This is a genomic window from Chlamydiota bacterium (assembly GCA_016178055.1).
Lineage (GTDB): Bacteria > Auribacterota > JACPWU01 > JACPWU01 > JACPWU01 > JACOUC01.
The window spans coordinates 57,071-81,152 of sequence record JACOUC010000046.1; the positions used below are offsets into that span (position 1 = coordinate 57,071).

The following is a 24,082-nucleotide window of genomic DNA, read 5'->3' on the forward strand; positions in this document are numbered from 1 at the left end:
TTCAAAGTTCAAAGTTTAAGGTTTAAAGTTGAAAGACAAAAACGAGAGCGCCGATTTTTGGCCCTAGAACTTTAAACTGGTCCTGGAATTTTAAACTTTTTTTAGCTTTTTTTCTTTAAACCTTAAACTTTAAACCATGTTTTCTGACCATGTTTTCCGAGGGTAAGATGTTATTTAAACAAACCAGTTCCGATTACAGCTATCTTAACGCACGGGTTCGTGGAATGAAATCCGCATTATTCCAAAACTCTGACTTTCAAGAACTGATTCGCTCAAAAAATCTTCAAGAAGCGGTTGAGATTCTAAAAAATAAACATCTTGCGTCCTATTTAAACAATCCCAGTCACGAGATTTCTCTTGAAAGGGTCGAAGAAGCCTTAAGACGAGATTTGTGTCAAATCACTCAAACCCTTCTCAACAGTTTAGAGGGCCGTCCTAAAATACTTTTTGAAACCCTTCTTCTCTTTTGGGATATGGAGGCCATTAAAACAGTATTGCGTGGGAAGTTTTCCGAAAGAGATCCAGATGAAATTTTAAGTTCAACATTTCCTGTAGGCCGTTTGAACGAGGCTCTTCTTAAGGAGCTTTCAGGAGCCGCAAATGTCAGGAGTGTGATTGAGATTCTAATCACATGGAAATCCATCTTCTCTAAATCTCTTGGAAAAGTTCTGTCTCAATTCGAAGAAACACAAAATTTATTTATTCTTGAAAGCACCCTCGAAAAAGATTTTCTTAATCAAATCAATCAAACCCTTCAACACCTTTCCCTGAACGAATTATCCTTGCGAAAAATGATGAATGATCTAAAAGACATTTTTAATGCCCGCTCTTCCCTTCGTATTCGCGGTCAAGAGCTCACCCTCGACCAAACCCTTGAATACTACTTAGACAAAGGGACCCATTTAGGAAAAGGACAGTTTATCCAAATTGTTCAATCAGAAACGAGCGAATCTGCATGCCATTTGATCGCGTCCATTCTCATGATATCTGAAAAACCTAAAGATGAAGTTGAACTTGAAAGAATCTTAGATCAACGCCTTTTTAAAAACGGGATGCGTTCATTTCTAGGAGATCCTTTAGGATTTGATCTCTTATTGGGCTTCCTCTTCTATAAAATTGCTGAAGTCCGTAATATTCGTCTGATCCTTCGAGGGAAGAAAACCAATATCAGCATGGGCAAACTGGAGAAGGAACTTTTAAATGTCTAAGATCAAATTGAGCATGATTACCCAAGGGGATTGGGCCAGCGGCTTTCGTTTGGCGGGAGTCGATGTCAGACAAGTTAAAACCCCTCAAGAAGCTCGAAGTCTGATTCAAAAATTTATTGACAACGCTGAGCCTTCTCTCATTGCCATTGAGGAAGATCTTTATCCTTTGGAAGACAAAAAATTGCAAAAACATTTGGAAGAAAAACCATTCCCGGTTCTTCTTTCATTACCCAAAGTAGAAATGGAGAAGGCGCAAGATCAAGAAGGATACGTTTCCGAACTTGTTCGTTCTTGCATTGGATATTATGTAAAGCTAAAATGACACTTTAGCAATAAAAAACGATTGCGAATTTCGGATTTCGGATTGCGGATTTTAGGAATAATTTTTTAAAAACTAAGAATTAACGTTCCTTTTTGAATCCGAAATTCGAGATCCGAAATCCAAAATTATATTAAGGAGTAATTTATGAGTGGTACCATCGCTAGAATTGCCGGTCCTGCAGTCATCGGAAGAAATCTTGAAGGGGCCAAGATGTATGACATTGTTCGAGTCGGTAAACTAGGCCTTTTGGGCGAAATCATCCGTTTAGATGGTGAAACGGCCTTTATTCAGGTTTATGAGGATACTTCCGGTCTTTTTATTGGAGAACCCATTGAGAATACGGGACTTCCCCTCATGGCTGAACTTGGGCCCGGCCTCCTTTCAACCACTTATGATGGAATTCAAAGACCTTTGGAGATCATCCGGTCTAAAGAAGGTGACTTTATCTCCCGCGGTGTTTTTGTCGATGCCCTTTCCAAAGAAAAAAGATGGGCCTTTAAACCTAAAGTAAAGATCGGTGATAAGGTTTCAGTCGGCGACATCGTTGGAGAGACTCAAGAAGGTCCTTTTATCCATAAAATCATGCTTCCCCCTGAAATAAAAAAAGAAGTAACAATCTCTGAAATAGCAAAAGAAGGTTCTTACACCATTGACCAGGTCGTCTGTAAATTTCAGGAAGGGGGTCAGCTGACCATGATCCAACGCTGGCCTGTTCGAAGCCGGCGTCCCTATCAAAAGAAGCTTGATCCAAATGAACTTTTTATCACCGGTCAAAGAATATTTGACACGATGTTTCCAGTGGCTCTCGGAGGAAATGCTTCCATTCCAGGGCCCTTTGGATCTGGAAAAACAGTCGTCCAACAAACTTTGGCTAAATATTCCAGCGCTGACATTATCATTTATATTGGATGTGGAGAACGCGGGAATGAAATGGCTGATGTCTTACATGAATTTCCAGAACTCACTGATCCAAGAACTGGACGGCCTTTGATGGAAAGAACTGTTCTTGTCGCCAATACTTCAAATATGCCGGTCGCTGCTCGAGAAGCCTCCATCTATACAGGGATCACCATGGCAGAATATTATCGCGATATGGGCTATAACGTTGCGGTGATGGCCGACTCTACTTCCCGATGGGCTGAGGCCATGAGAGAAATATCATCCCGTTTAGAAGAGATGCCTGGAGAGGATGGTTACCCAACCTATCTTGGAACTCGCTTAGCCGCTTTCTACGAAAGAGCTGGGCGAACCGTTTGCTTTGGGAAAGAGGGTCGAATCGGATCTGTCACCATTGTTGGAGCTGTTTCACCTCCTGGCGGTGATTTTTCTGAACCTGTGACCCAAAGCACTCTAAGAATTGTAGGAACTTTTTGGGCACTGGATGCCGGGCTTGCAAACCGACGACATTTTCCAGCCATCAACTGGGGTAAAAGCTACAGCCTTTATCAGGAACATCTCCATGGATGGTTTAAAACCAAGGTTCATCCAGATTTTAGCAAGGTTTGCCAAGAGATGATGGGAATCCTTCAAAAAGAGAATGAACTTCAAGAAGTCGTTCAACTGGTCGGACCGGACGCTTTACAGGATAATGAACGTCTCGTCATTGAAGCCGGTAAAATGCTTCGCGAGGATTTTCTTCAGCAAAATGCCTTTTCAGAAATTGATGGATACTGTCCGATGGAAAAGCAGTATGGAATTTTAAAAGCGATCATCACCTTCTATCAAAGAACATCAGACCTCCTCAAACACGGAGGAACCATTGAAATTGTTTTAGAGTCCCCTTTCCTGGAAAGGATCGGCCGACTCAAAGATGTCCCTATTAAAGAATGGTCAAAGACAATTGAGCAATTATTAAAGGAGATTGAAGCGTGGAACTTGCAACCCGTCACTACAAGTCTGTAAATTATATCTCTGGTCCCCTTCTTTTTGTCGAAGGAGCGAAAGACCTTTCTTATGGAGCCTTGGTGGATATTTTACTCCCCGATGGAACCAAGCGAGGGGGTCAAGCCATTGATGTTTCTGAAAAATTTGCCGTCATTCAAATTCTAGAAGAAACACGAGGTCTTGATTTAGCCAATACCTCCGTTTCACTCCGTGAGCATGTCGCGAGAATTGGAGTTTCAAAAGAAATGATTGGACGACGTTTCAATGGAATTGGGGAACCTATTGATAATCTCGGCCCGATTGTCCCTGAAAAACGCCTCAGTTTAGCAGGACTCCCAATGAATCCTACGGCCCGTGAAAAACCAGCCGAATTTATTCAAACAGGCATTTCAACCATTGATGGGCTCAATACATTAGTGCGAGGACAAAAACTCCCTATTTTCTCAGGGGCAGGATTGCCCGCAAACGAAATCGCAGCCCAAATCGTCCGCCAGGCTCGTGTTCTTGGAGAGTCTGAAGAATTTGCCGTTGTTTTTGCAGCCATGGGAATCACCATGCGTGAAGCATCTTTCTTTATTAAAGACTTTGAAGAACAAGGAGCCCTTTCTAAGACAGTTATTTTTCTTAATCTTGCCGACGATCCTACGATCGAACGTCTCTTAACACCACGCTGTGCGCTCACCGTTGCAGAATATCTTGCTTATGAGCACGACTACCAAGTTCTCGTCGTCCTCACGGACATGACAAACTATTGTGAAGCATTGCGAGAAATTGGAACTGCCCGAGAAGAAATTCCAGGCCGCCGTGGCTATCCTGGTTACATGTACACGGATCTTGCTACCCTCTACGAACGAGCTGGAAATATTAAAGGGAAAAAGGGCTCCATTACTCAAATCCCTATTTTGACCATGCCAGATGATGACATCACCCATCCCATTCCAGATCTCACGGGTTATATCACCGAAGGCCAAATTGTATTATCACGCCAACTGCATCGTGTGGGGATTTATCCTCCCGTCGATGCCCCCCGCTGCCTTTCTCGATTAATGAACAGTGGTATTGGCGATGGTAAAACGAGAAATGAGCATCGGGAACTAGCAAACCAGCTCTATGCTGCTTATGCCAATGGAAGAGATTTACGAAAGCTGGTCGCCATCATCGGTGAAGAGGCTTTAACGGATCTCGATAAAAAATACCTTCGATTCTCAGATTATTTTGAAAAAATATTCATCAATCAGGGCATGACCAATCGATCGATCGAGGACACCTTAAATCTCGGGTGGAATCTTCTCTCGAAAAACTTGCCCAAAACTGAATTAAAGCGAATTCAGAAAAAGCACATTGATCAATATTACGGCGAACGCATGGAAGAAATTTACGGAGTGAGGGTTTGAGCACAACGATCAGCGCTACACGAATGAACCTTCTGGCCTTGAAAAATCAGGCCAGTCTTGCCAAGCAAGGGGTCGATTTACTTAAGAAGAAACGCGATGCCCTTGTCATGGAATTCTTCACTGTTGTGAAGCAAACACTTCAATCCCGGCAAGAACTCTCTAAAGAAATGGGCGTTGCCTATGAATCTTTAAATCTCGCCCAAGCCATTGAGGGCAAAGGAGCCATTGAATCGGTTGCCATGGCAAGTCAAAGACTCATCACTTTAGAAAACACTCTTAAAAACGTGTGGGGAGTCAAAATTCCTGAATTTCAGGAAGAAAATTGGACCCGTCGTCCTCTTGAACGGGGTGTGAGCCCTCGCACTCTTACCGCTCGCACACATCAAACCGCACTCTCGTTTGAAAAACTCACAGCTCTTCTGGTCAAGATTGCGTCTATCGAAACTCGACTCAGAAAATTGGGGTTTGAGATTAAGAAAACAACGCGTCGTGTCAATGCCTTAGAACAAATCATCCTCCCTACCATGAGCACTCAAATTCGCTTTATTCGAAGCGTTATTGAGCAAAGAGAACGGGAAGACACCTTTCGTCTTAAAAAAATTAAGCTCAAACTTGAAAGGAAGAAAGAATCCTAACTCATTCCTAAAAGCTAAGTTAGGTTTCTAAAATAAAACTTTATCAAAACAAAAGGGGGGAATTCTGGTATAATACAACAAATGTTTCTTCTTACCTGAAAATTTTATTCCTTAAGGAATAATGAGATTGTGTAAGAAGGGGAGGAATGGCAGCATGGATGACTGTATCTTTTGCAAAATGTCCCAAAAAAAAATCCCTTCCCGAATTGCTTATGAAGACTCCTCTTTATTTGCCTTTTATGATGTCCATCCCCAAGCGCCCATTCACATTTTAATCACCCCTAAAAAACATATCGCTCGAATTTATGATCTCCATCCACCTGAAGGTCTTGTTTTAAGTGAAATGATTTTTCTAGCAAATCAACTTGCAAAAGAAAATAAAATTGACAAGAATGGATATCGCCTTGTCATCAACTGCAACCCTGAAGGAGGTCAAACAGTCTATCATATCCATCTGCACCTTCTAGGCGGTCGCGACATGAAATGGCCCCCGGGGTAAAATGAGCCCACATCTTTTTTTCTTCCTCTTACTTTTATCGATTGCCATCATTGGCGGATGGGTTTTGATCATCAATGCCATTTTGGAAAAGAAAAAAAAATCTCAAAAAACGTATGAAGATCCTGTTAAGAAACATTTTGAAGATAACCCTCTTAAAATCGTCCTTCAATCCCTAAAAGATCGCTTAACCGTTTTATATCAATGCTTACAATGTCAAGGAAAACAATATGAAGCATTCCCTTTTGACGAGGACATTTTTGAAGTTTTTTGTAAAACGTGCGGTCTTAAAAATTTCTATCATGTGGATTTTCTAGCTGGCCTTCATCGCCCTACGAAAAAAACAAAAAGCCCCTGGCCTAAAAAATGGTTAAGGAATCGAATCACCACTCCCTGTCTTCATTGTAAAAATAAAGAGCATGCTGACTTTAGGTTGACCATGGAGGTAAAATACAAATTCAGTGGTTATGCAGACAAAAAAAAGATGATTCTTTACTTCAGTTCATGTAAGGCTTGCGGATTGATGAATTTCTTTGATCGAGATCGAGGGGAGAACCATGGCACTTAACTTCACACTTTTTAATCTCATGGCAGAACATTTTGAATGTACACTCTGTCATGGAAAAGATGCCGTCACACGATTCTTTAGTTATGGTCACAGCGAAAATGCCTGTGTCTCGTGCAAAAACTGTGGCTTCACCAAAATTTATGATTACCACACTCAGGATGCAAAATATTCTATTTTGAAATAAACATGAAAATCCAGTCATGAAAATGAGACGTTGTTACTGGCTATTCCCCTCCTTTGTACCCCAAAGGGGAGGAACTCAATTTTCATCCACTTGGGTGGACTGAAAGTTCATGATGACAAAAATCAAAATGACAATGACAATGTAAAACTTAAAATGTCTCCCTTGCAATAGCGATAGAAATTTTGGATTTTAGTCTGTCATTTTGCATTTTGATTTTTGGATTTTGAATTAAATGAAATGTACCCCTTTCAAAATTCTCTTCGCAACATTAAATAATCTCTGATCGGAAGTAATAAATAGATCCGTCTTCGCTAAATATCCTGATGCAAGTTGAACGGCGTCAAGTGTCTTCAATGCATTTTTCTTAACCCATCCAACGGCTTCACGCTCAAGATCAGCCCCCCAGATGACTTTACTAAAAAAATCAAAATCTTTACGAATCTCTCTCTGAAGCCACTCGGCTTGAGTCATACTCATTTTTTTCTCGTGAACAAGTCGAAAAATAATTGCATGAATTTCTATCCAACAAACGGGAGAAACAACAATTTCAGACACCTTTTCCAATAGACCCTGAAATTCATCCGACCCTTCCTCTTCAACATATTTTTTAAATAGCGAAGAGGTATCAATAAAGGCCCTCATCTTTTCTCTTCTCGACATTTAACCGTAGTCTTAGAAAAAGAAACCCCTTTCAAGGTCATCTTGTTAATCTTTCTTTTCCAGACAGGCTGCTGAATATTTTCACAATGAGAAATGATATCTGCTACCGGGACATTTCTCTTAAGAACGATGATCCTCTCTCCCTCCTCAATTTTTTTCAAATAATTTGAAAAACCATGCAGCAGTTGCCTTACGCTCACCATCACCATGACTTTTCCCTTTCTAACCTCCATTTCTAACTGCGCCGAGTTAAACCCAGAATTTGCAATAGGCCGCGGAATTCGACGCAAGATCTTGGCCACCTTGGCCTTCAGAAAGCCTCGACATACTGGTACAGTATGGCTACGTTTTCTTCAGGCCAATCTGGCTCAAGCTCTTGCGTCTCGGTTCTCGCGTCTATTGCAAAATCTGGGTTAAACAGAAATAGAGATTCAATCTTAAGAAAAGTATAACAATTTGTATTACAGTTTGTCTAATAAAAAATTTGGGTCAAATCTTTCTAACTCCTGATATAATCTCACTTAAACCAAAAGGTTTGCTATGCTTAAAAAAAATCTGATCATTCTTACAGGACTCGTTCTTTTCATATTCTCAAAAATAGCCTTTACCGATTCTGTGGATACTTCCAACCCCTCGGAGAAAACTAAAAATATGAACATTCCAAAAACGGAAGATGAATGGAAAAAAATTCTGACCCCTGAACAGTATGATGTCTTACGTCAAAAAGGGACTGAAAAACCCTTTAGCGGAAAATACAACTTGCATTTTGAAAAAGGCAAATACGTTTGTGCGGCCTGCGGGTATGAACTCTTCGATTCAGAAAGAAAATTCGAATCCCATTGCGGCTGGCCTAGCTTTGATCAAGAAATTGCTGAAGGGCGTATCAAGGAGGTCAAAGACAGCTCTCATGGCATGGTGCGGACCGAAATTCTCTGCGGTCGATGCGGAAGTCATTTGGGACATGTCTTTGAGGATGGCCCCACGAAAACGGGTTTACGCTACTGTGTCAATTCTGTATCACTCGATTTTAAAGGCGAAAAAAAATCTAATCATCATTGAATCAAGAACTGGAAATACCTGAGCAAATTTTAATTTAAAATTCAAAAATCAAAACGCAAAATGACAACCTAAAATCCAAAATTTCTAATGCTATTGCGAGGGAAATATTTTTAAATTTTGATCTGTCATTTTGATTTTTGGTATTTGATTTTTGGATTTTTACTCACAACTCCCGCCGAAGGCGAGGCTCGCCAAGGGCGGCACAACTGATTCTTTATGCATACCCATCAAATTCAAAGTGTTTCACCTCTCGTTCACCCAGAAGATACTTCTGGAAAAACGATTCTTAGAAAAACCGATGTCGAACAATTTGGAGAATTCTTAGAGGATGCATCCCGCATGAGCGGAGGAAACGCGGATGCAGTCGTTTTCCCAGAAACCGAAGCCCAAATCTGTGAATACCTCACAAAAATCTATCAGTTAAAAAAAACCGTTACCATTGCAGGAAACCACACGGGACTCGTCGGAGGGGCTATCCCCATGGGGGGAGAAGTTCTTGCAACCCATTTTATGAATCAAGTTTTTCCTCAAAAAAACGAGAAGGTCTTGGAGATCATTCAAGGGAAAGACGAGCCTACCAACCTACCTTATCAATTCTATCTTAAAAGCACCCACGAAAATGAAATTCTTGCCGTAGTCCCTCCGGGACTGCGCCTTGGTGAATTTCAAAAAAGAATAGAAGAGCACTCTCTTTTTTATCCTCCTGATCCCACAGAATGGAACGCATTTTTAGGAGCCACTGTTTCAACCAATGCCTCTGGAGCCCGAACTTTCAAATATGGAGCAACAAGGGCCTATGTGCAATCTCTGCGCACGGTCTTAGCCCATGGATCGATTCTTCATATAGAACGAGGCAAAACATTCGCTAATTCACTTAACCAATTTGAAATACACCTTTCCACTCATGAAAAAATTAAAGTGGTGCTCCCGAATTTACTCATGCCGTCCACCAAACATGCTGCAGGATATTTCATCAAACCCCAGATGGATTTTATAGATTTGTGGATTGGTTCTGAAGGAACGCTCGGGGTCATTACCCAAATCGAGTTGAAACTGATTCCAAAACCTATAGCGGTGATGAGCGCCATTGTTTTTTTTCCAAGAACCTCTGATGCCATCCACTTTGTAGAAGACATCCGAAACCATTCCCATGAAACATGGGAAAACAAAGACCCCTACGGGCTTGACATCCGAGCCATTGAATATTTCGATCGAGAATCTTTAAACCTCTTAAGAAAAAATACTTTAGGGATTCGAATTCCCCAAGATAGTGGAAGCGCCATCTATTTTGAACAAGAGAGTGTTTCTACCATCAACCGTGAAACCCTTGAAGAATGGATGAACCCCCTTTTTGAAAACCGCTCTTTAACCGATCAGGAACGCCAAAATTTCCAAAGCCATCCTTTTGGGAAAATGATTCTCCTTCTCCAAGAAAAAGGCGTCTTGGATGACCTTGAACTTGCCTTTCCGGGTGAAGAAAAAGCTGGAAGGCGCTTAAAAGAATTTAGACATGCTCTTCCCGTAAAAGTGAATGAAATCATCGGCAAGTATAAAAGAGAAAGTAGCGTTTCTCACCTTCACAAAGTCGGAACAGATACGGCCACCCCCGACCCTTCGCTTTCAGACATGATCAGCCTATTCGAAGAAAAATTAAAACGAAGTGGAATCAAATATGTGATCTTTGGCCATATTGGAAACAATCATCTCCATGCCAATCTTCTTCCTAAAAATGAAACTGAACTTAAAAGGGCTAAAGAAATTTATCTTGAATTGTGCCTTGCTTCGGTCAAAATGGGAGGAACGGTTTCAGCAGAGCATGGAATTGGTAAAATGAAACACAGCTCTCTTGAACTTCTTTATGGTAAGAATGGATTGCAGAAATTGGCATCCATCAAGGAAGCCATTGATCCCTATGGTATTCTAGGAAGAGGAAATATTTTTCCCATGAAAATTTAGTTTCTGTAAATCCGCAATTCAAAATCCGAAATCTCTTTATTTGTACCTTTTCAACGCACAGTCTAGAATTCTCTCCAAAAACTCCAAATAAGACATCCCCTTCTTGGCAGCCGCCTCAGGCAAATCCTCGCCTTCAGCAATATAAGGGTTGGGATTAGCCTCCAAGACATAAACCTCATGATCCGGCGTCACACGCAAATCAATTCTGGCATAATCCCTTAAATTGAGCGCCCGAAAAGCCAAAGAGGAAACTTCTGAAATTTTAGCAATCAATTCGTCTGGCAAATCTTTTGGGAAAATACTGCGAATCCCCTTTTCTTCTCGGTAACGCATATCCCATTTTGCCTTAAAGCTGGCCACTTTAGGTTTATCTTTTGGAAAATTTGAAAAATCCACTTCAATGATGGGAAGCACCTGAAGTTCCGCTCCCCCCAATAGTCCCACATAAAACTCTCGTCCCTCGATATATTCTTCAACCAATGCATCCTGTTCAAGCTTCTCATGAACAAATTGAATTCTTTCGTTTAACGCCTCGTCATTTTTGACAATGGAGTTACCGCTGATTCCAATCGAGGAATCCTCTGTTAAAGGTTTAACGATTAATGGAAATCTTAAATCGGAGGGACGAAGTTCTAAACCTTTTCCACGAGGAAAAACAGCAAAGGCTGGAAATTTAATTCCATGATAAGACAAAATCTTTTTTGTGATTCCTTTGTCTTGAGCGTATAAAAGGCCGGTTGGACCACAGCCTGTATACTTAAGCCCCACCAATTCCAAAACAGCCGCAACATGCATTTCCATCATTGAATTATTTCGAAAAGATTCACAAATATTAAAGACAATATCATCCTGATATTCTAAGAGCGTATTAAAAAAATTTCTGACATCATCTTTTATCCCCAGAATACGAACCCGATGACCTGCCTTATTCAAGGCATCCTGAATATCATGTTCGACCTCACGTTCGGCTCCTGCAATCTCTTTAGAATTGGAATTTTCTGGAGAAATTTCTTGGGTAGAATTGGTTAGAATTGTGATATTTAATTTTTTCATAAAGCTCTTATATTTAATTTAGCACTAAAATCTATCGGACTCAAGTCAATCATGATAGGATAGTCAACGGTCGACAGACAACAGACGACAGAAAAGCAGAAACTGAAGAAGTATTTGCCTCGAGCCTTGAGCCTCGAGCTTCGAGCAAGTTATATGAGCGGAAATATTTTTGGACATCTTTTTAGAATTACGACCTGGGGAGAATCCCATGGAGGCGGCGTTGGTGTTGTCATCGATGGTTGCCCACCTCGTATTCCCCTTGATTTAGAGGATATTCAATATGAATTAGATCGTCGCCGTCCTGGACAAAGTAAAATTACAACGCCTCGTCAAGAAGAAGACCGCGTTCAAATTCTCTCAGGTGTTTTTGAGGGGCTCACACTAGGCACCCCTATTTCCATGATGGTGTGGAATAAAGATACCCGCCCTGAAGATTATTCAACCTTTAAAGACACCTTTCGCCCCAGTCATGCGGACTACACTTACCAGCAAAAATACGGAATCCGAAATTGGCAAGGCGGAGGCCGAGCCAGTGCCCGAGAAACCATCGGACGCGTTGCTGCAGGAGCCATCGCAAAAAAAATTTTAAAAGAACAATGTGGAATAACCCTTCTTGCCTACGTGAAACAAATCCACCAGCTCAGTTGTGAAATTGATCTGGGCACTCTTAATCATGAACAAATCGAGTCAAACATTGTACGATGCCCAGACTCTACCGTCGCAAAAAAAATGATCCACCTCATTGAAGAAACAGGTAGAGAAGGAGATTCCTTAGGGGGAGTGATTGAAGCTGTAGCAAAAAATATTCCCGTCGGATTAGGAGATCCTGTCTTTGACAAACTTGAAGCGGATTTGGCAAAGGCCGTGATGAGCCTTCCTGCGACCAAGGGATTTGAAATTGGATCTGGTTTTGCTGGCTCTCGAATGACCGGTTCCCAGCATAATGACCCCTTCTACATCGAACAGGGAAAAATTAGAACTAAAACCAATCGATCGGGAGGCGTACAAGGTGGAATTTCAAACGGCGAAGACATTGTTATACGAGTTGCTTTTAAACCCACAGCTACGATTAAGCAAATTCAAGAAAGTGTAAATATTAAAGGGGAATCGACTCAACTTTCTGCTCCCGGCCGTCATGATCCATGCGTTCTTCCAAGAGCGGTACCCATGGTAGAAGCGATGATGGCGCTTGTGTTGGTTGACCACTACTTGAGGCAAAAAGCTCAATGCGGATAAAGAAACAACATGAATCTGCCCGATGAATCGGGCGACTACACACTCACAACTTTACACTTAACGCTAACTTCTAAACCGGCGTATTTGGATCACTCTCCGGCAAAACAGCCAAGCTTTCTACAATTTTTTTCATCTCTTTTCCCGGCTTAAAATACGGAACATTTTTTGCTGGAATCTGAACTTCCTGCTCCGGCTTATTAGGATTCCTTCCAACCCTTGCATCACGATGCTTCACCATAAAAACACCAAAATTTCTGAGCTCAATTTTATCCCTTTTCCCCAAACTCTCAATAATATAATCCAGGGTTTTCTGGATGACTTCTTTGACTGAAATCTGAGCAACTCCTGTCTCATTTGAAATCCGAATCGCTAAATCTCGCTTTGTCATTTTGAAGCCTCCTTTTCAAAACTTTTTGCTTTCACTCTTCAAGTATCCAAAGTAAAAACACCTTAACGCAATTTATGCCCTAGAAAATAAAACCCTAACAAAATTCCAATCAACGCAAGTATCACAATCACAGGATGCCTCAACCACTGCATCCATTTTGAAAAAGTTCCCTCGCAATAAGCTTCGTACTTTCCCATCTGACCATTCATTAAAATAAATAAATTGTGCCACTGAGATTCCACTCTTTTCGTTTGAATCGAAGAAAAAGTCGAAAAATCTCTAATAGAGACAATTTGACTCATTAAACTCATCACTTCATCACTAAAATGGTGATTTAACTGCAAGATTTCACTAATATGGGCCTGACGTCGTGCAATCTCAGCCTTAATTCTTAAGAAATTTTCTTCACTGACTACAGAAATTTGATCATTTTTTGCCGAAGATTCCAAAATACCATGGAGTTCTTTCCATAGGCCCATAAAATCCTCGAGCAATTTAATTCTTCGCTCTAAGTCTTTACGGCCCAAGCTCATCCTATCATTCCTCTTTTCTGAAGAATAGCATGGGGTCTAAAAGGTGTCAAGGGTAAATCGGGAAGGGAAAATCCTAAAAATATCTTTGACACTTAAGGACTTATGTCATAAGATAGCCCTTAAAAATCCAAGAATCAAAAATCAAAGATCAAAATGACAATGCAAAATTTGAAATGTTTCTCCTGCGATAGTATTGAAATTTTTGGATTTTAGTATGTCATTTTGCATTTTGGTTTTTGGATTTTAAATTAAAAATGACGCGGGTCGTCTATTTTCATCCACTTGGGTGGACAAAAGCATTATGATTACCTCACTTAATCTCATGTTAAGTCAGGCAAAATAGGTAAACTCACTACTCCAAACTTAGTTACGTAGAAGGAGTTTCGTTTGAAGCGAGCACTCATCCGACGAAGGTTTACTTTGACATTGGGAATATTCGCTTTATTTTTTCTCTTCCATTTATCATCCTATTCTGAAACACAAATATCTGAAAAAGATTCTGACCCATCTCAAGCTAAAGCATTCATTGAAACACAAATTCAACTTGCAAAAAAAGCTTATAGAGCCCAACACTATCAAGAGGCTCGCTCTCAACTTGAAAAAGTTTTGGAAGTTGATCCTCAAAATTACGAAGCCCAGCAATGGATGCGTCGTGTTGAAAAATTTGTATCTGCAATCCCCCAAAATACTGTACAAGAAGAGACTTTAAAAAACAACTTACCCACCCCAGCTCTTCCAGAACCTTTAGCAGAATTTTCAACCTCAGATTCAACCGTTTCGACAACTGAAAATCCTATCTTTTACCCAAAGGATGTGTCTGAAGAAAAATCTCTTTCTGCCCCTGGCATTCCACTCACTCTAGAACAATGCATTATGATTGCACGAGCGAACAGTCTCTCTGTCAAAATTGCCCGTGAAGAAGCTCTCTTGGCCCAACTGAAAATCACCCCTGCCCGTCGAGCCCTCTGGCCCTCGGCCGATGTCTTTTGGAAGGAAACACGAGGAACCACTACGGGACAGGATTTTATTGGTCGAGAAATTACCTTAGAGGTCCAGAAACCTCTTCTCACCTGGGGAAAAAATAAGGCACTCTTCCTTCAAGCTAAAACCAACTGGGAAATTGCAAAACGTAATCTTCAGAAAGAAGTAACCGAGCTTGATTTTAAAGTTGAGCAGGCCTATTTCATCTTTGCTAACGCCTTAAAAGAAGTGACTGATTTAGAATCACTTTACAAGGATGCAAATAAGAGTCTCGCCATTGCAGAAAAAAGACGAAAACTTGAACTTTCAAGTGAGCTGGAATGGCTTAAATCAAAATCTAAGGTTGACGAAATTTTATATCGGCTCGAGGCAGCTAAAAAAGACCTTATCTTAGCCCAATTGACAATGTCCCAAATCATGGATCCAAGAGATCAAAATCCCTTCACAGTACGCACAAAACTTGGAGTTTATGGCCTCCAAACGAGCTTAGAGCAGTGCATTCAACTTGCCCTCAAAAGTCGATCTGATCTTGCCGTGAACGAATTTTTAATGGAATATAATAAACTGGGCCAAAAAATCAGCTCCAGTGAATACAAATGGAATGTAAACCTTGAAGGCAGTGCCGGAGTCAATGATGAGGCCTTTATTACGGAAGAACTTGAGCTTGAAAAAGAATGGTTCGTGGGCGTTAAAGTCACGAAGCCTTTTGGTTCCAATACCCTCGAAGATAATTTCATCGCTCAAAATAAAGTCCCCAGTGTCGGACAAACCACTGCAACAGAGTTTCAAAGCAATACCCTCAAGTGGTATTTTTGGAACAGCACAGCTAAAATTAACATCAAAGAATCGGATATCAAATACCTTAAATCCATTGATGAATATGTCAAAAAACGGAACTCCGTCATTTTTGAGGTCAAAAAGAACTTTTATGAATATGAAAAAGCAAGCCAGCAGCTCACGAATAACACCCAAAAGCTAAAGGTCGCGGATCGAGAATTCCAAATCTCTGTCGCCCGACTTGAGCTCAACGAAATCCTCGATTCCGAGCTCCTCGATACCCTGGATCGTTTCTCAAAAGCTAAATCAGAATATGGACAGGCCTCGACTGGCTACTACACGGCCATTGCTAATTTAAATAAATCCATGGGCCTAACGGATTATTTTGATCTTAAGCGAGGGTTAGAAGAAGCACCTACGGACGCAAACGAATGGAAAAAATTTATCAATGCCCCTGGCGAAGTAGGAAGCTTGCCCAATACCGCGGGTTATAAAGAAGTCATTGAAAAACTGGAAGGGAAAAAGCCTTGGTGGAAACTTTGGGGAAATAATTCTTCCGCCCCTCGCCAAGAACCCCAAACAACCCAACAACTCGTCGAGCAAACGCTTGAAGATGGGATTAAACTTTACAATGAAAACAAGTACCCAAATGCTTTAGCAAAATTTCAATCTGCTCAAAAGTTAGATCCTAATAATGCAAAAGCAAACGACTACCTAAGAAAAACGAAAATTAAATTGGAAATGGAAAAAGAGGATAAAATCAGTCGTGAGTCGTGAGAGGCACCACTCACCACTCACGACTCACGACTGTTTTCATAAAAGGAGCGTACTAAATGGCTAAAAAAAATCGTCTGACAAGAACTCTCATCATTCTTGTGATCGGTGTAGGAATCATTTTTGCACAAATAAAATACAAAGCTTTTACAAAGATTAAAGATTCTCTTTTTGCAAAGAAAAAGGAAGAAGCTAAGCCAGAGGAAAAGGGTGAAAAACCTGAAGAGAAGAAAGAAGGACCTAAAAAAGAGGGCGAAGCAAAACCTCAAGAACAGCAGGAACCTGTCAGTGTAAAGGTAACCAAAGCCCAAAAAACTGATTTCCAGGATATTTTGCCTGTCCTAGGGACCATTGAAGGAATTGCAGAAATCGATCTCAAATTTGAGGTGCCTGGCGTCATTGAGTTCTATAACTTTAAAGATGGAGATCGCGTCCGGCGAGGCGATGTGATTGCACGATTAGACAACCAAGACTCCCTGCTCAAGGTGAAATACCGAAAAGCAAAGTTGGAAGTTGCCGAAACGGCTCTTGAGGGCGCTCATAAAAAAATAGAAATGTATCAGCATCTTTATGACATTGGTGCCATCATCAAAGCCAAACTCGAAGAAGCCCAGATCGAGGTAGAAAATAAAACCAAGGAAGTTGAAGCGGCAAAGATTGAAGTGGAGTCCGCAAAACAAGAGCTTTCAAAAACTTATCTTAAAAGCCCCATTGATGGCGTTCTTGGAGCCCGTGAGGCTGAACCTGGAGAATATGTGACTTCAAACAATGACATTGTCAGTGTCATTGACACAACAGAAGTCTATGCAAAAATAGGGATTGTCGAGAAGGATATCAATAAAATTCAAGCCCAACAGATGGCAAAATTCACCATTGACAGTGCTCCCAATCGTTCTTTTGATGGAGAGGTTGTAACGATTACCCCTATGATTAAGGGTAAAAGCCGAACCTTAACGGTAAAAGCAAAAATAGCCAATGACGATAATTTACTCATTCCAGGGATGTTTACTCGGGGACTCGTTGTGGTCTTTAGTAAAAAGAATACTTTCTCTATCCCCATTAAGGCCATTGAAACTTCAGGGGAGCAATCCTTTGTATATGTTGCTGACGAAAAAAATATTGCCCATCAAAAACCTGTGAAGATTGGATATACGGCTATGGACGATGTACAAATCGATGAAGGAATCGAAGAAGGCGATTTGGTCATCACCGATACCCCAGTTAAATTGAAAGACGGAGCCCCGATCAAGATCACTGAAAAAGAAGAAGCCAGCGGTGAAGCCCCTAAAGGCGTGGGCGCTGAGGTTGGGGAAAAGGAATAAGACAGCTCGAGGCTCGAAGCTGGAGGCTCGAGGCAAATACTTCTTCCGTTTTTGCTTTTACTTCGAGCTTCGAGCCTCGAGCTGTTTTAAATAGCTTCTAGCATAAGGTCACTATGAGCATTGCAGAGTTTTCAGTCAGAAAACCCGTTACGATCATGATGATTTTCTGCGCCATGATCTTCTTGGGAGTTGTCTGTGTATCAAAACTTCCTCAAGAGCTGTTGCCCGAAATCAGTTATCCACAACTTACGGTGGTAACCACCTATGCCAATGCAGCCCCTGAAGAAGTCGAAACACTGATTACAAAAGTTATTGAGGAATCGATTGCCACCGTCAGAAATCTGACCCGTATTCATTCCAGCTCCAAAGAAGGAATATCGCTTGTCACGGCTGAATTTACCTGGGACACCAACATGGACTTTGCAGCCTTGGCGATGCGGGAAAAAATTGATTTGGTTAAAGAAAGACTCCCCAGAGACTCCGATGAACCCATCGTCAAAAAAATTAATCCCTTTGCAAAACCTATGTTGGTCCTCAGCATCACGGGAAATTATCCCCTTCAGGAACTTTTGCGTTTCACAAAAAAATTCATCAAAGACAAGCTTGAGAAAACGGAAGGGGTCGCTTCTGCTGGAATCAGCGGCGGACGAGAAAGAGAAATCTTGATTGAAATTGATAAATCGGCTCTGCGCTCCACCAACATTGACCTCCTCCAAATTGCCCATCCAAGCACGGGAGCTCTTAAAAAATCTAATCTGAATTATCCAGCAGGTTCTACCAAAGAAAAATTTTATGAATACCTTTTACGAACGATTGGAGAATTTCAAAAGGTTGAAGAAATTGGAGATACCCCCATCAGTGTTGATGACCAAGAAAATGCATCCGGTGAAGATGAGGTGATGAGTACCCAAGAGCGTCAAGAACAAGAAAAAGGGAAATACCGCCGACTCGTTCTCTTAAAGGACGTTGCCAAGATTACAGATACCCTTCGAGAAGTTGAAAGCTATTCCCGGTATAATGGACAAGAAAATATCTCCATTACCATTCAAAAGCAGCCTGCTGCAAATTCAATTTTAACGGTAAAAAAAGTCAAAAACCAACTTGAACTTTTAAAACCGAGTCTTCCTAAAGGATTAAATATTGAAGTGATTTATGATGAATCAATTTTTATTAAAGAGTCAATTAATGGAATCAAAGATGACGGCGTTCAAGGCGTTTTTCTCGCTTTTCTGATCCTCTTCCTTTTTCTCAAAAAATTATGGCCGGCAGCCATCGTCTCTCTCACCATCCCTACAGGGTTCATGTTTGTTTTGATTTGCATGTTTGCATTTGACGTTAGTCTCAATATTGTGAGTTTGATGGGACTGGCCCTCTCCATTGGAGGGATTGCCGATGCCCCCATTGTTGTTCTTGAAAATATTTCCCGACATCGAGGTGAATTGGGAGAAGATCCCTTCGTCTCCTCCGTCAAGGGCACCAATGAAGTGGCTGCAGCCGTCACCGGAGGGTCTCTCACAGCCATGGCTGTTTTCTTTCCGATGATCTTTCTTTCAGGGGTTGAAGGACAACTCCTTAAGCAATTGGCATTCTCTGTTATTTTCTGCAATCTTGCTTCCAATATTTTGTGTCTTACACTCGTCCCCAAACTTGCCGCTCAGGGTCGAAAAACTCAAATTCAGACAAAGTTTGGATTAGGGGTGGATCGCACCATGGAAAAAATTCGAAGTGGTTATGGGAGAATGCTCGAGACTTTTCTGGGTCGAAAGAAGTTCTTCCTCGGAATAACGCTCATGCTATTCGTCGCCTCCATCTGGCTTATGGGGCGCCTTGATCAGGAATTACTCCCCAAGGTTGATAAAGGCCAGTTTATTATTGAACTCAAACTAAAAACAGGAACTCGCATTGAAATTACAAATAAAACAATGGAAAATATTGAGACTATCATCAAAAAAATTCCAGAATTGGAGAATTATTCTGTCACCATCGGATCTGACCGCGCAAAAGCTGCCGAAGGGGCTGAGACACTAGGTTCACATCAGGCTTTAGCCATTGTTTCTTTAAAACAAGAGCGTAAGCGTGGAACAAATGACGTGATTCAATCCCTTAAAAAGGAACTCGATTCTCTTAACCTAGAAGGAGGTGAAATTACTTTTAGTTCCGAAGAATCTCTCTTTGGAAGCGCTCTGGGAGGAGGATCCGCCATTACACTAGAAGTCCTTGGAGAAGATTTAGGCAAAATTGAAGAAATCGCCCAGCAAGCTGAATCAAAATTAAAGAAAATCATTGGAGTCTATGGTGTGCGTGATAGCATTCCGGAAAAAGCTCCTGAAACCAAAATTCATATTAATAAAGATCGAGCGGGACTCTATGACTTATCTTCTGATGACATTGCTCTCACTTGCCAGATGGCGATTAAAGGAGTGATTCCAACTAACTTTAAGGAGGAGGGGGCTGAATTTCCTATTCGAGCCCGCTTAAATAGTCAAGATACGGACACTACCTCTAAAATAAATGACTTATGGATTCATTCTTCTCAAGGGAACCAAGTACCCCTTAAAGAGGTTGCAAGCCTTGAAAGTGGTCGGGCACCCAGTGAAGTTAAAAGACTCGAGCAGCGCCGGGTGGTCTATATTTATGCTGATCTTTACGGCAGAAAATTATCTGAAGTAGAAACAGAAATACATGCCTTCCTTCAAAAAATTCAGCTGCCTGAAGACTATACGATACGTCTAGGGGGTGAAAGCGCCGAAAAGGCCAAATCTCTTAAAGCCCTGATGATCACCATTCTCATGTCGGTTCTTCTGATTTACATGCTGATGGCAAGCCAATTTGAATCTCTGATTCAACCCTTTTTAATTATGTTCTCCGTCCCCTTTTCAATTATCGGTGTCTCCGTTGCCCTTTTTATCACCCATACTTCTGTCAATATTTTTTCAATGCTGGGATTCATCACCTTAGGTGGAATGGTCACCAATAATGCCATTGTCATGTTTGAATATATCAATGACTTAAGATCTGAAGGAAAGCCCCTTTATGAAGCTGTGACGGAAGCCTGCAAAGTCAGGCTCCGTCCCATTTTAATGAGTACCCTTGTCACCCTAATTGGCCTTCTCCCGCTTGCTCTAGGAATAGGTGAAGGAGGAGAATTAAAATCTCCATTGGCCATCACGGTTGTGGGAGGACTTTTCGTATCGACCTGTTTAACCCTTCTCCTGATTCCTGCTCTATTCATCATTGTCGAAGGTTTTATGGATAAATTTAGAAGGAAGACAGAATAACATACATATCAGCTTCTAGCTGCTAGCCTCTAGCTTCTAGCTTTCAGCTTTGAACTTTAAACTTTAAACTTTGAACCGTATTATGAGCTTACCTTCATACTCTACGAGACGTCCCATTTCGATGTTAATGCTCTTTACCGCATTAACACTCTTTGGCATTGTGGCCTTTACACGTCTCCCCGTCGAACTCATGCCGAATGCAAGCTATGATAAAATCACGATTCTTGTTAATATCCGAGGAGGAATGCCGCCTGTCGATGTTGAATTCTTAGTCACTCGCCCTATTGAAGAAGCCCTAAGCAGCGTTACTCATCTTGAGAGCATTGGATCTACTTCCAAAGAGGGAAAATCAACTGTGGTCCTCAGCTTCCCTCCGGGAACGGATATGGATTTTGCCTCTCTTGAAGTCCGAGAAAAATTTGCCAAGGTTAAAAATAAACTTCCCCGTGAAGCTGAAAAGCCTGTGATCGCAAAATATGAAGAGTCTGACACACCCATCATGATTTTGGCCGTTGCAAGTTTTGTTCAAACCACCGAGCAAATTCGCACTTTGGTTGAAGAACGCTTTAAGGAAAGACTCTCTCGTATAAGAGGTGTCGCAAATATTGAAGTCGGTGGAGGCCGAGAAAGGAAAATTCTTTGCGAAATTGACCAAAAAAGAATACAAGCCCTTAATCTTTCGGTTCAAAGAGTGGTGTCCTCCATTTCTAAAAATAACCTGAACTTGATGGTGGGAAGCGTCGATAAGAAAAAATATAAAATTCTTTTGCGGACCATGGGGCAGCTTCCTTCGGTTGATGCGATTAAGGATATTCCCATCCTCAAGACCGATCAATATTCGATTGTCCGGTTAGCGGATATTGCGGAAGTAAAAGATTCGTTCATGGAGGCAACCACCTATGCTCGAACCAATACCCAAGATGTTGTTTCCCTTTACATTCAAAAAGAATCTACGGCCAATACGGTTAAGGTCTGTGAAACCATTGAACAGGAAATCGCTGAGATTGTTAAGACATTGGGTACGGACGTCCGTGTAATCACGGTCAGCAATCAAGCCCTCTTCATTCAAAAAGCCATTGAAACGGTTATGAAGTCTCTTAAAGAAGGGGCCATTTTAGCCATCATTGTCTTATTTCTCTTTTTAAGAGACATACGATCGACGGTGGCCATTGCCGCCTCCATGCCTCTTTCCATCATCATCACCTTCGCCCTCATGTATTTCAGTGGACTGACGATCAACGTGCAGACCTTGAGCGGTTTGGCTTTGGGAATTGGAATGCTGACCGATAACGCGGTTGTCGTCCTTGAAAATATCGATATCAAACGTTCAAAAGGACAAAACTCCATTGATGCCGCCATTGAAGGAAGCAATCAAATGCTTTTAGCACTCGTTTCCTCAACCTTGGCAACCGTTATTGTTTTTCTTCCTATTGTGTTTATTAATAAACAAATCCAACTCCTCTATAAAGGGCTCGCTTTAACCGTTACCTTCTCTCTTTTAGCCTCTCTGTTTACGGCCCTTTCGATTGTTCCCCTCATGGCGTCTCGTGGAAAAAATAAACTGGCTACGAAAAAGAAAAAATCAAAAGGCATCATGAAAAGTTTTAGACACTTTTACCGTAAAGGTCTTGTCTTTGCGGTCCGTCGCCGTTATCTTCATGTCGCTATTGTATTTTTTGCCATGTACTTAGGATTTAAGTACATTGGAACCCTTGAAAAAGAACTTTTGGCTTCATCTGAAGAAGGGAAATTCACCATTTTTGTTGAACTCCCCTCCGGTGCAAAACTTGAACTCTCTGACAGAGTTGTAAAAGAGGTGGAGGACATTGTCTCTAAAATACCCGAGGTTCAGACGGTTTCATCCCGCGTTGAAGGGTGGTCTTCTAAAGTTTACGTAGAACTTTCTGAAAAACGGGATAAAACCGTCGAACAAATGATTGAAGAGCTCAGGCCTAGATTAAAAACGGTTGGAGAGGCAGAGCGAGCCTTCATTTACTTTTCAGAATCTCGTGGAGGAGGATCCAAAGAATTTTTAGTGGATGTCTATGGCTATGACTATGCTACGTTAAAAAAACTTGCAACGGAGATTGCAGGAAAGATGGAAAAAACATCCGGCCTTACAGATCTTAAGCTGCGAATGAAAGAGGGACGCCCTGAATATGAAATTGTCGTGGACAAAAACAAGGCCGCAGCTCATGGAATGAGCACAAAGGATATTGCTGATGAACTTCATGCCCAAATTCGAGGGCTGGAAGCAACCCGATTTCATTCCAAAGGAAAAGAAATTGAGACCATTGCCCGTCTTCAGCAAAAAGACCGGGCCCATTTAAGTGACATTCGTAAATTAACCCTCATCACTCCCAAAGGCGATTTAATCGAATTAAAGGATGTTGTCCATTTTAAAGAAGGGATTGGCCCCAGCGAGGTTTGGAGACTGAATAAAACAAGAATGATTCAAGTCAGTGCAAATCTTCATGACATCAGCATGGAAAAAGCCGCCTCTCTCACGGCAGAGCAGCTAAAATCCATTCAATTTCCAAAAGATTACTATTATCTTTTTGGGGGAGACTATGCCCGAGAGGTTGAAAATCAGCATCAGTTATCCACTGCCCTTCTTATTACTTTAGTTTTGATTTACATGCTTTTGGCCTCTCTCTTTGAATCCTATTTTCAGCCTTTTATCATTATGACCGCAATTCCTCTATGCTCCATTGGAGTTGCCATTGCGCTAGGTTCAACGCATACCACCATCAGTATGGGAGTCATGATCGGAGCCATTATGTTAGGGGGAATTGTCGTTAACCATTCCATTGTGATGGTCGACCACATCAACTATCTCATTCGTGAGCATAAATACGGTAAGATGAGAGCTGCAGTTGCTTCAGGGATTGATCGATTGAGGCCCATCATGATGACCGCTGCTACAACGGTGTTAGGACTTATTCCAACGGCCTTGGATCGAAGTCAGGGAGCCAGTCTCTGGAGTCCACTTGCCATCACTGTTATCGGCGGTTTAATCAGCTCTACCGTGATGACACTCTTCATTGTCCCAAGTATCTACATGATTTTTAATGACATCGGACGGCTTTTTACCTGGGCTGCTTCTCTTATATTTCAAGCGAAAACCACGGTCAAAGCATAGGAAGAACAGTAGGTAGTAAGGAGTAAAGAGTAAGTAGAAAACAAAGAAACACAATAGGAGTAGATTTTACTACATACTTTATACTCCTTACTACTTAGGGTCTGTTGAAGAAAGGGACAAAAAGGCGAAACCCGCATAAAACAAGGAGAAAAGGAGAGAAGAATCGAATTGGGCATGGTAAAATTGCACAGAAAAGTGGAATCAGGCATCAAAATGCGTGCAATTTTACATA

The 24,082-nt window shown here is 41.4% G+C and carries 20 protein-coding genes; 15 read left to right on the forward strand and 5 right to left on the reverse strand.

Features of this window, described 5'->3' with window-relative positions; translation table 11 throughout:
* The first annotated feature begins 167 nt into the window (after nt 1–167).
* The 8 genes from HYS07_07100 (at nt 168) to HYS07_07135 (ending at nt 6,691) form a co-directional block, all read left to right on the forward strand.
* Nucleotides 168–1,208, forward strand: a complete 1,041-nt coding sequence (locus HYS07_07100; GenBank protein MBI1870941.1) for a V-type ATPase subunit — start codon at nt 168–170, stop codon at nt 1,206–1,208.
* A complete protein-coding gene (locus HYS07_07105) occupies nt 1,201–1,530 on the forward strand; it encodes a V-type ATP synthase subunit F (GenBank protein MBI1870942.1) in 330 nt (109 codons plus the stop codon). Before HYS07_07100 ends, HYS07_07105 begins: the two co-directional genes overlap by 8 nt.
* Nucleotides 1,531–1,674: 144 nt before the next feature.
* Nucleotides 1,675–3,432 (forward strand): V-type ATP synthase subunit A, encoded by a 1,758-nt coding sequence (locus HYS07_07110; GenBank protein MBI1870943.1) that lies wholly within the window; start codon nt 1,675–1,677, stop codon nt 3,430–3,432.
* On the forward strand, nt 3,399–4,808 hold the full coding sequence (locus HYS07_07115) for a V-type ATP synthase subunit B (protein MBI1870944.1): 1,410 nt from the start codon (nt 3,399–3,401) through the stop codon (nt 4,806–4,808). The genes HYS07_07110 and HYS07_07115 overlap by 34 nt, the downstream gene beginning before the upstream one ends.
* A complete protein-coding gene (locus tag HYS07_07120) occupies nt 4,805–5,443 on the forward strand; it encodes a V-type ATP synthase subunit D (protein ID MBI1870945.1) in 639 nt (212 codons plus the stop codon). Before HYS07_07115 ends, HYS07_07120 begins: the two co-directional genes overlap by 4 nt.
* A gap of 154 nt (nt 5,444–5,597) precedes the next feature.
* A complete protein-coding gene (locus HYS07_07125) occupies nt 5,598–5,942 on the forward strand; it encodes a histidine triad nucleotide-binding protein (GenBank protein MBI1870946.1) in 345 nt (114 codons plus the stop codon).
* Between the two features lies 1 nt (nt 5,943).
* Complete coding sequence (locus HYS07_07130; protein ID MBI1870947.1) at nt 5,944–6,507, forward strand: hypothetical protein; 564 nt, start codon at nt 5,944–5,946, stop codon at nt 6,505–6,507.
* Nucleotides 6,497–6,691 (forward strand): hypothetical protein, encoded by a 195-nt coding sequence (locus HYS07_07135; GenBank protein MBI1870948.1) that lies wholly within the window; start codon nt 6,497–6,499, stop codon nt 6,689–6,691. The genes HYS07_07130 and HYS07_07135 overlap by 11 nt, the downstream gene beginning before the upstream one ends.
* Nucleotides 6,692–6,919: 228 nt before the next feature.
* Here the strand turns inward: HYS07_07135 and HYS07_07140 are convergent, their stop codons facing one another.
* Together HYS07_07140 and HYS07_07145 are read right to left on the reverse strand one after the other, a co-directional pair.
* Nucleotides 6,920–7,333 carry a type II toxin-antitoxin system VapC family toxin gene (locus HYS07_07140; GenBank protein ID MBI1870949.1) on the reverse strand — a complete coding sequence of 138 codons (414 nt, stop codon included), beginning with the start codon at nt 7,331–7,333 and terminating at the stop codon, nt 6,920–6,922.
* Nucleotides 7,330–7,653, reverse strand: a complete 324-nt coding sequence (locus tag HYS07_07145) for a hypothetical protein (GenBank protein ID MBI1870950.1) — start codon at nt 7,651–7,653, stop codon at nt 7,330–7,332. The genes HYS07_07140 and HYS07_07145 overlap by 4 nt, the downstream gene beginning before the upstream one ends.
* 349 nt (nt 7,654–8,002) lie before the next feature.
* Here HYS07_07145 and msrB point away from each other — a divergent pair, with 349 nt between their 5' ends.
* Complete coding sequence (msrB, locus tag HYS07_07150; protein MBI1870951.1) at nt 8,003–8,410, forward strand: peptide-methionine (R)-S-oxide reductase MsrB; 408 nt, start codon at nt 8,003–8,005, stop codon at nt 8,408–8,410.
* Between the two features lie 216 nt (nt 8,411–8,626).
* A complete protein-coding gene (locus HYS07_07155; protein MBI1870952.1) occupies nt 8,627–10,366 on the forward strand; it encodes an FAD-binding protein in 1,740 nt (579 codons plus the stop codon).
* 36 nt (nt 10,367–10,402) lie between these two features.
* Here HYS07_07155 and HYS07_07160 read toward each other — a convergent pair whose 3' ends face one another.
* A complete protein-coding gene (locus tag HYS07_07160) occupies nt 10,403–11,419 on the reverse strand; it encodes an ATP-grasp domain-containing protein (GenBank protein MBI1870953.1) in 1,017 nt (338 codons plus the stop codon).
* Nucleotides 11,420–11,572: 153 nt separating this feature from the next.
* On the opposite strand from HYS07_07160, the gene aroC reads away from it, so the two are divergent.
* Nucleotides 11,573–12,655, forward strand: a complete 1,083-nt coding sequence (gene aroC, locus HYS07_07165; GenBank protein ID MBI1870954.1) for a chorismate synthase — start codon at nt 11,573–11,575, stop codon at nt 12,653–12,655.
* Between the two features lie 70 nt (nt 12,656–12,725).
* Here the strand turns inward: aroC and HYS07_07170 are convergent, their stop codons facing one another.
* Together HYS07_07170 and HYS07_07175 are read right to left on the reverse strand one after the other, a co-directional pair.
* Nucleotides 12,726–13,043 carry an integration host factor subunit beta gene (locus HYS07_07170; protein MBI1870955.1) on the reverse strand — a complete coding sequence of 106 codons (318 nt, stop codon included), beginning with the start codon at nt 13,041–13,043 and terminating at the stop codon, nt 12,726–12,728.
* Nucleotides 13,044–13,105: 62 nt separating this feature from the next.
* Nucleotides 13,106–13,576, reverse strand: a complete 471-nt coding sequence (locus HYS07_07175; protein ID MBI1870956.1) for a hypothetical protein — start codon at nt 13,574–13,576, stop codon at nt 13,106–13,108.
* Nucleotides 13,577–13,963: 387 nt separating this feature from the next.
* Here HYS07_07175 and HYS07_07180 point away from each other — a divergent pair, with 387 nt between their 5' ends.
* The 4 genes from HYS07_07180 to HYS07_07195 all read left to right on the forward strand — a co-directional run bounded on the left by HYS07_07180 (nt 13,964) and on the right by HYS07_07195 (nt 23,850).
* Nucleotides 13,964–16,111, forward strand: coding sequence for a TolC family protein (locus HYS07_07180; protein ID MBI1870957.1), 2,148 nt, complete (start codon nt 13,964–13,966; stop codon nt 16,109–16,111).
* Between the two features lie 56 nt (nt 16,112–16,167).
* Nucleotides 16,168–17,430, forward strand: coding sequence for an efflux RND transporter periplasmic adaptor subunit (locus tag HYS07_07185; GenBank protein ID MBI1870958.1), 1,263 nt, complete (start codon nt 16,168–16,170; stop codon nt 17,428–17,430).
* Between the two features lie 113 nt (nt 17,431–17,543).
* The gene (locus tag HYS07_07190) at nt 17,544–20,708 is read left to right on the forward strand and encodes an efflux RND transporter permease subunit (GenBank protein ID MBI1870959.1); all 3,165 of its coding nucleotides are present in this window, start codon (nt 17,544–17,546) and stop codon (nt 20,706–20,708) included.
* Nucleotides 20,709–20,790: 82 nt separating this feature from the next.
* Nucleotides 20,791–23,850: an efflux RND transporter permease subunit gene (locus HYS07_07195; protein MBI1870960.1), complete on the forward strand. Its 3,060-nt coding sequence runs from the start codon at nt 20,791–20,793 to the stop codon at nt 23,848–23,850.
* Nucleotides 23,851–24,082 lie beyond the last annotated feature (232 nt).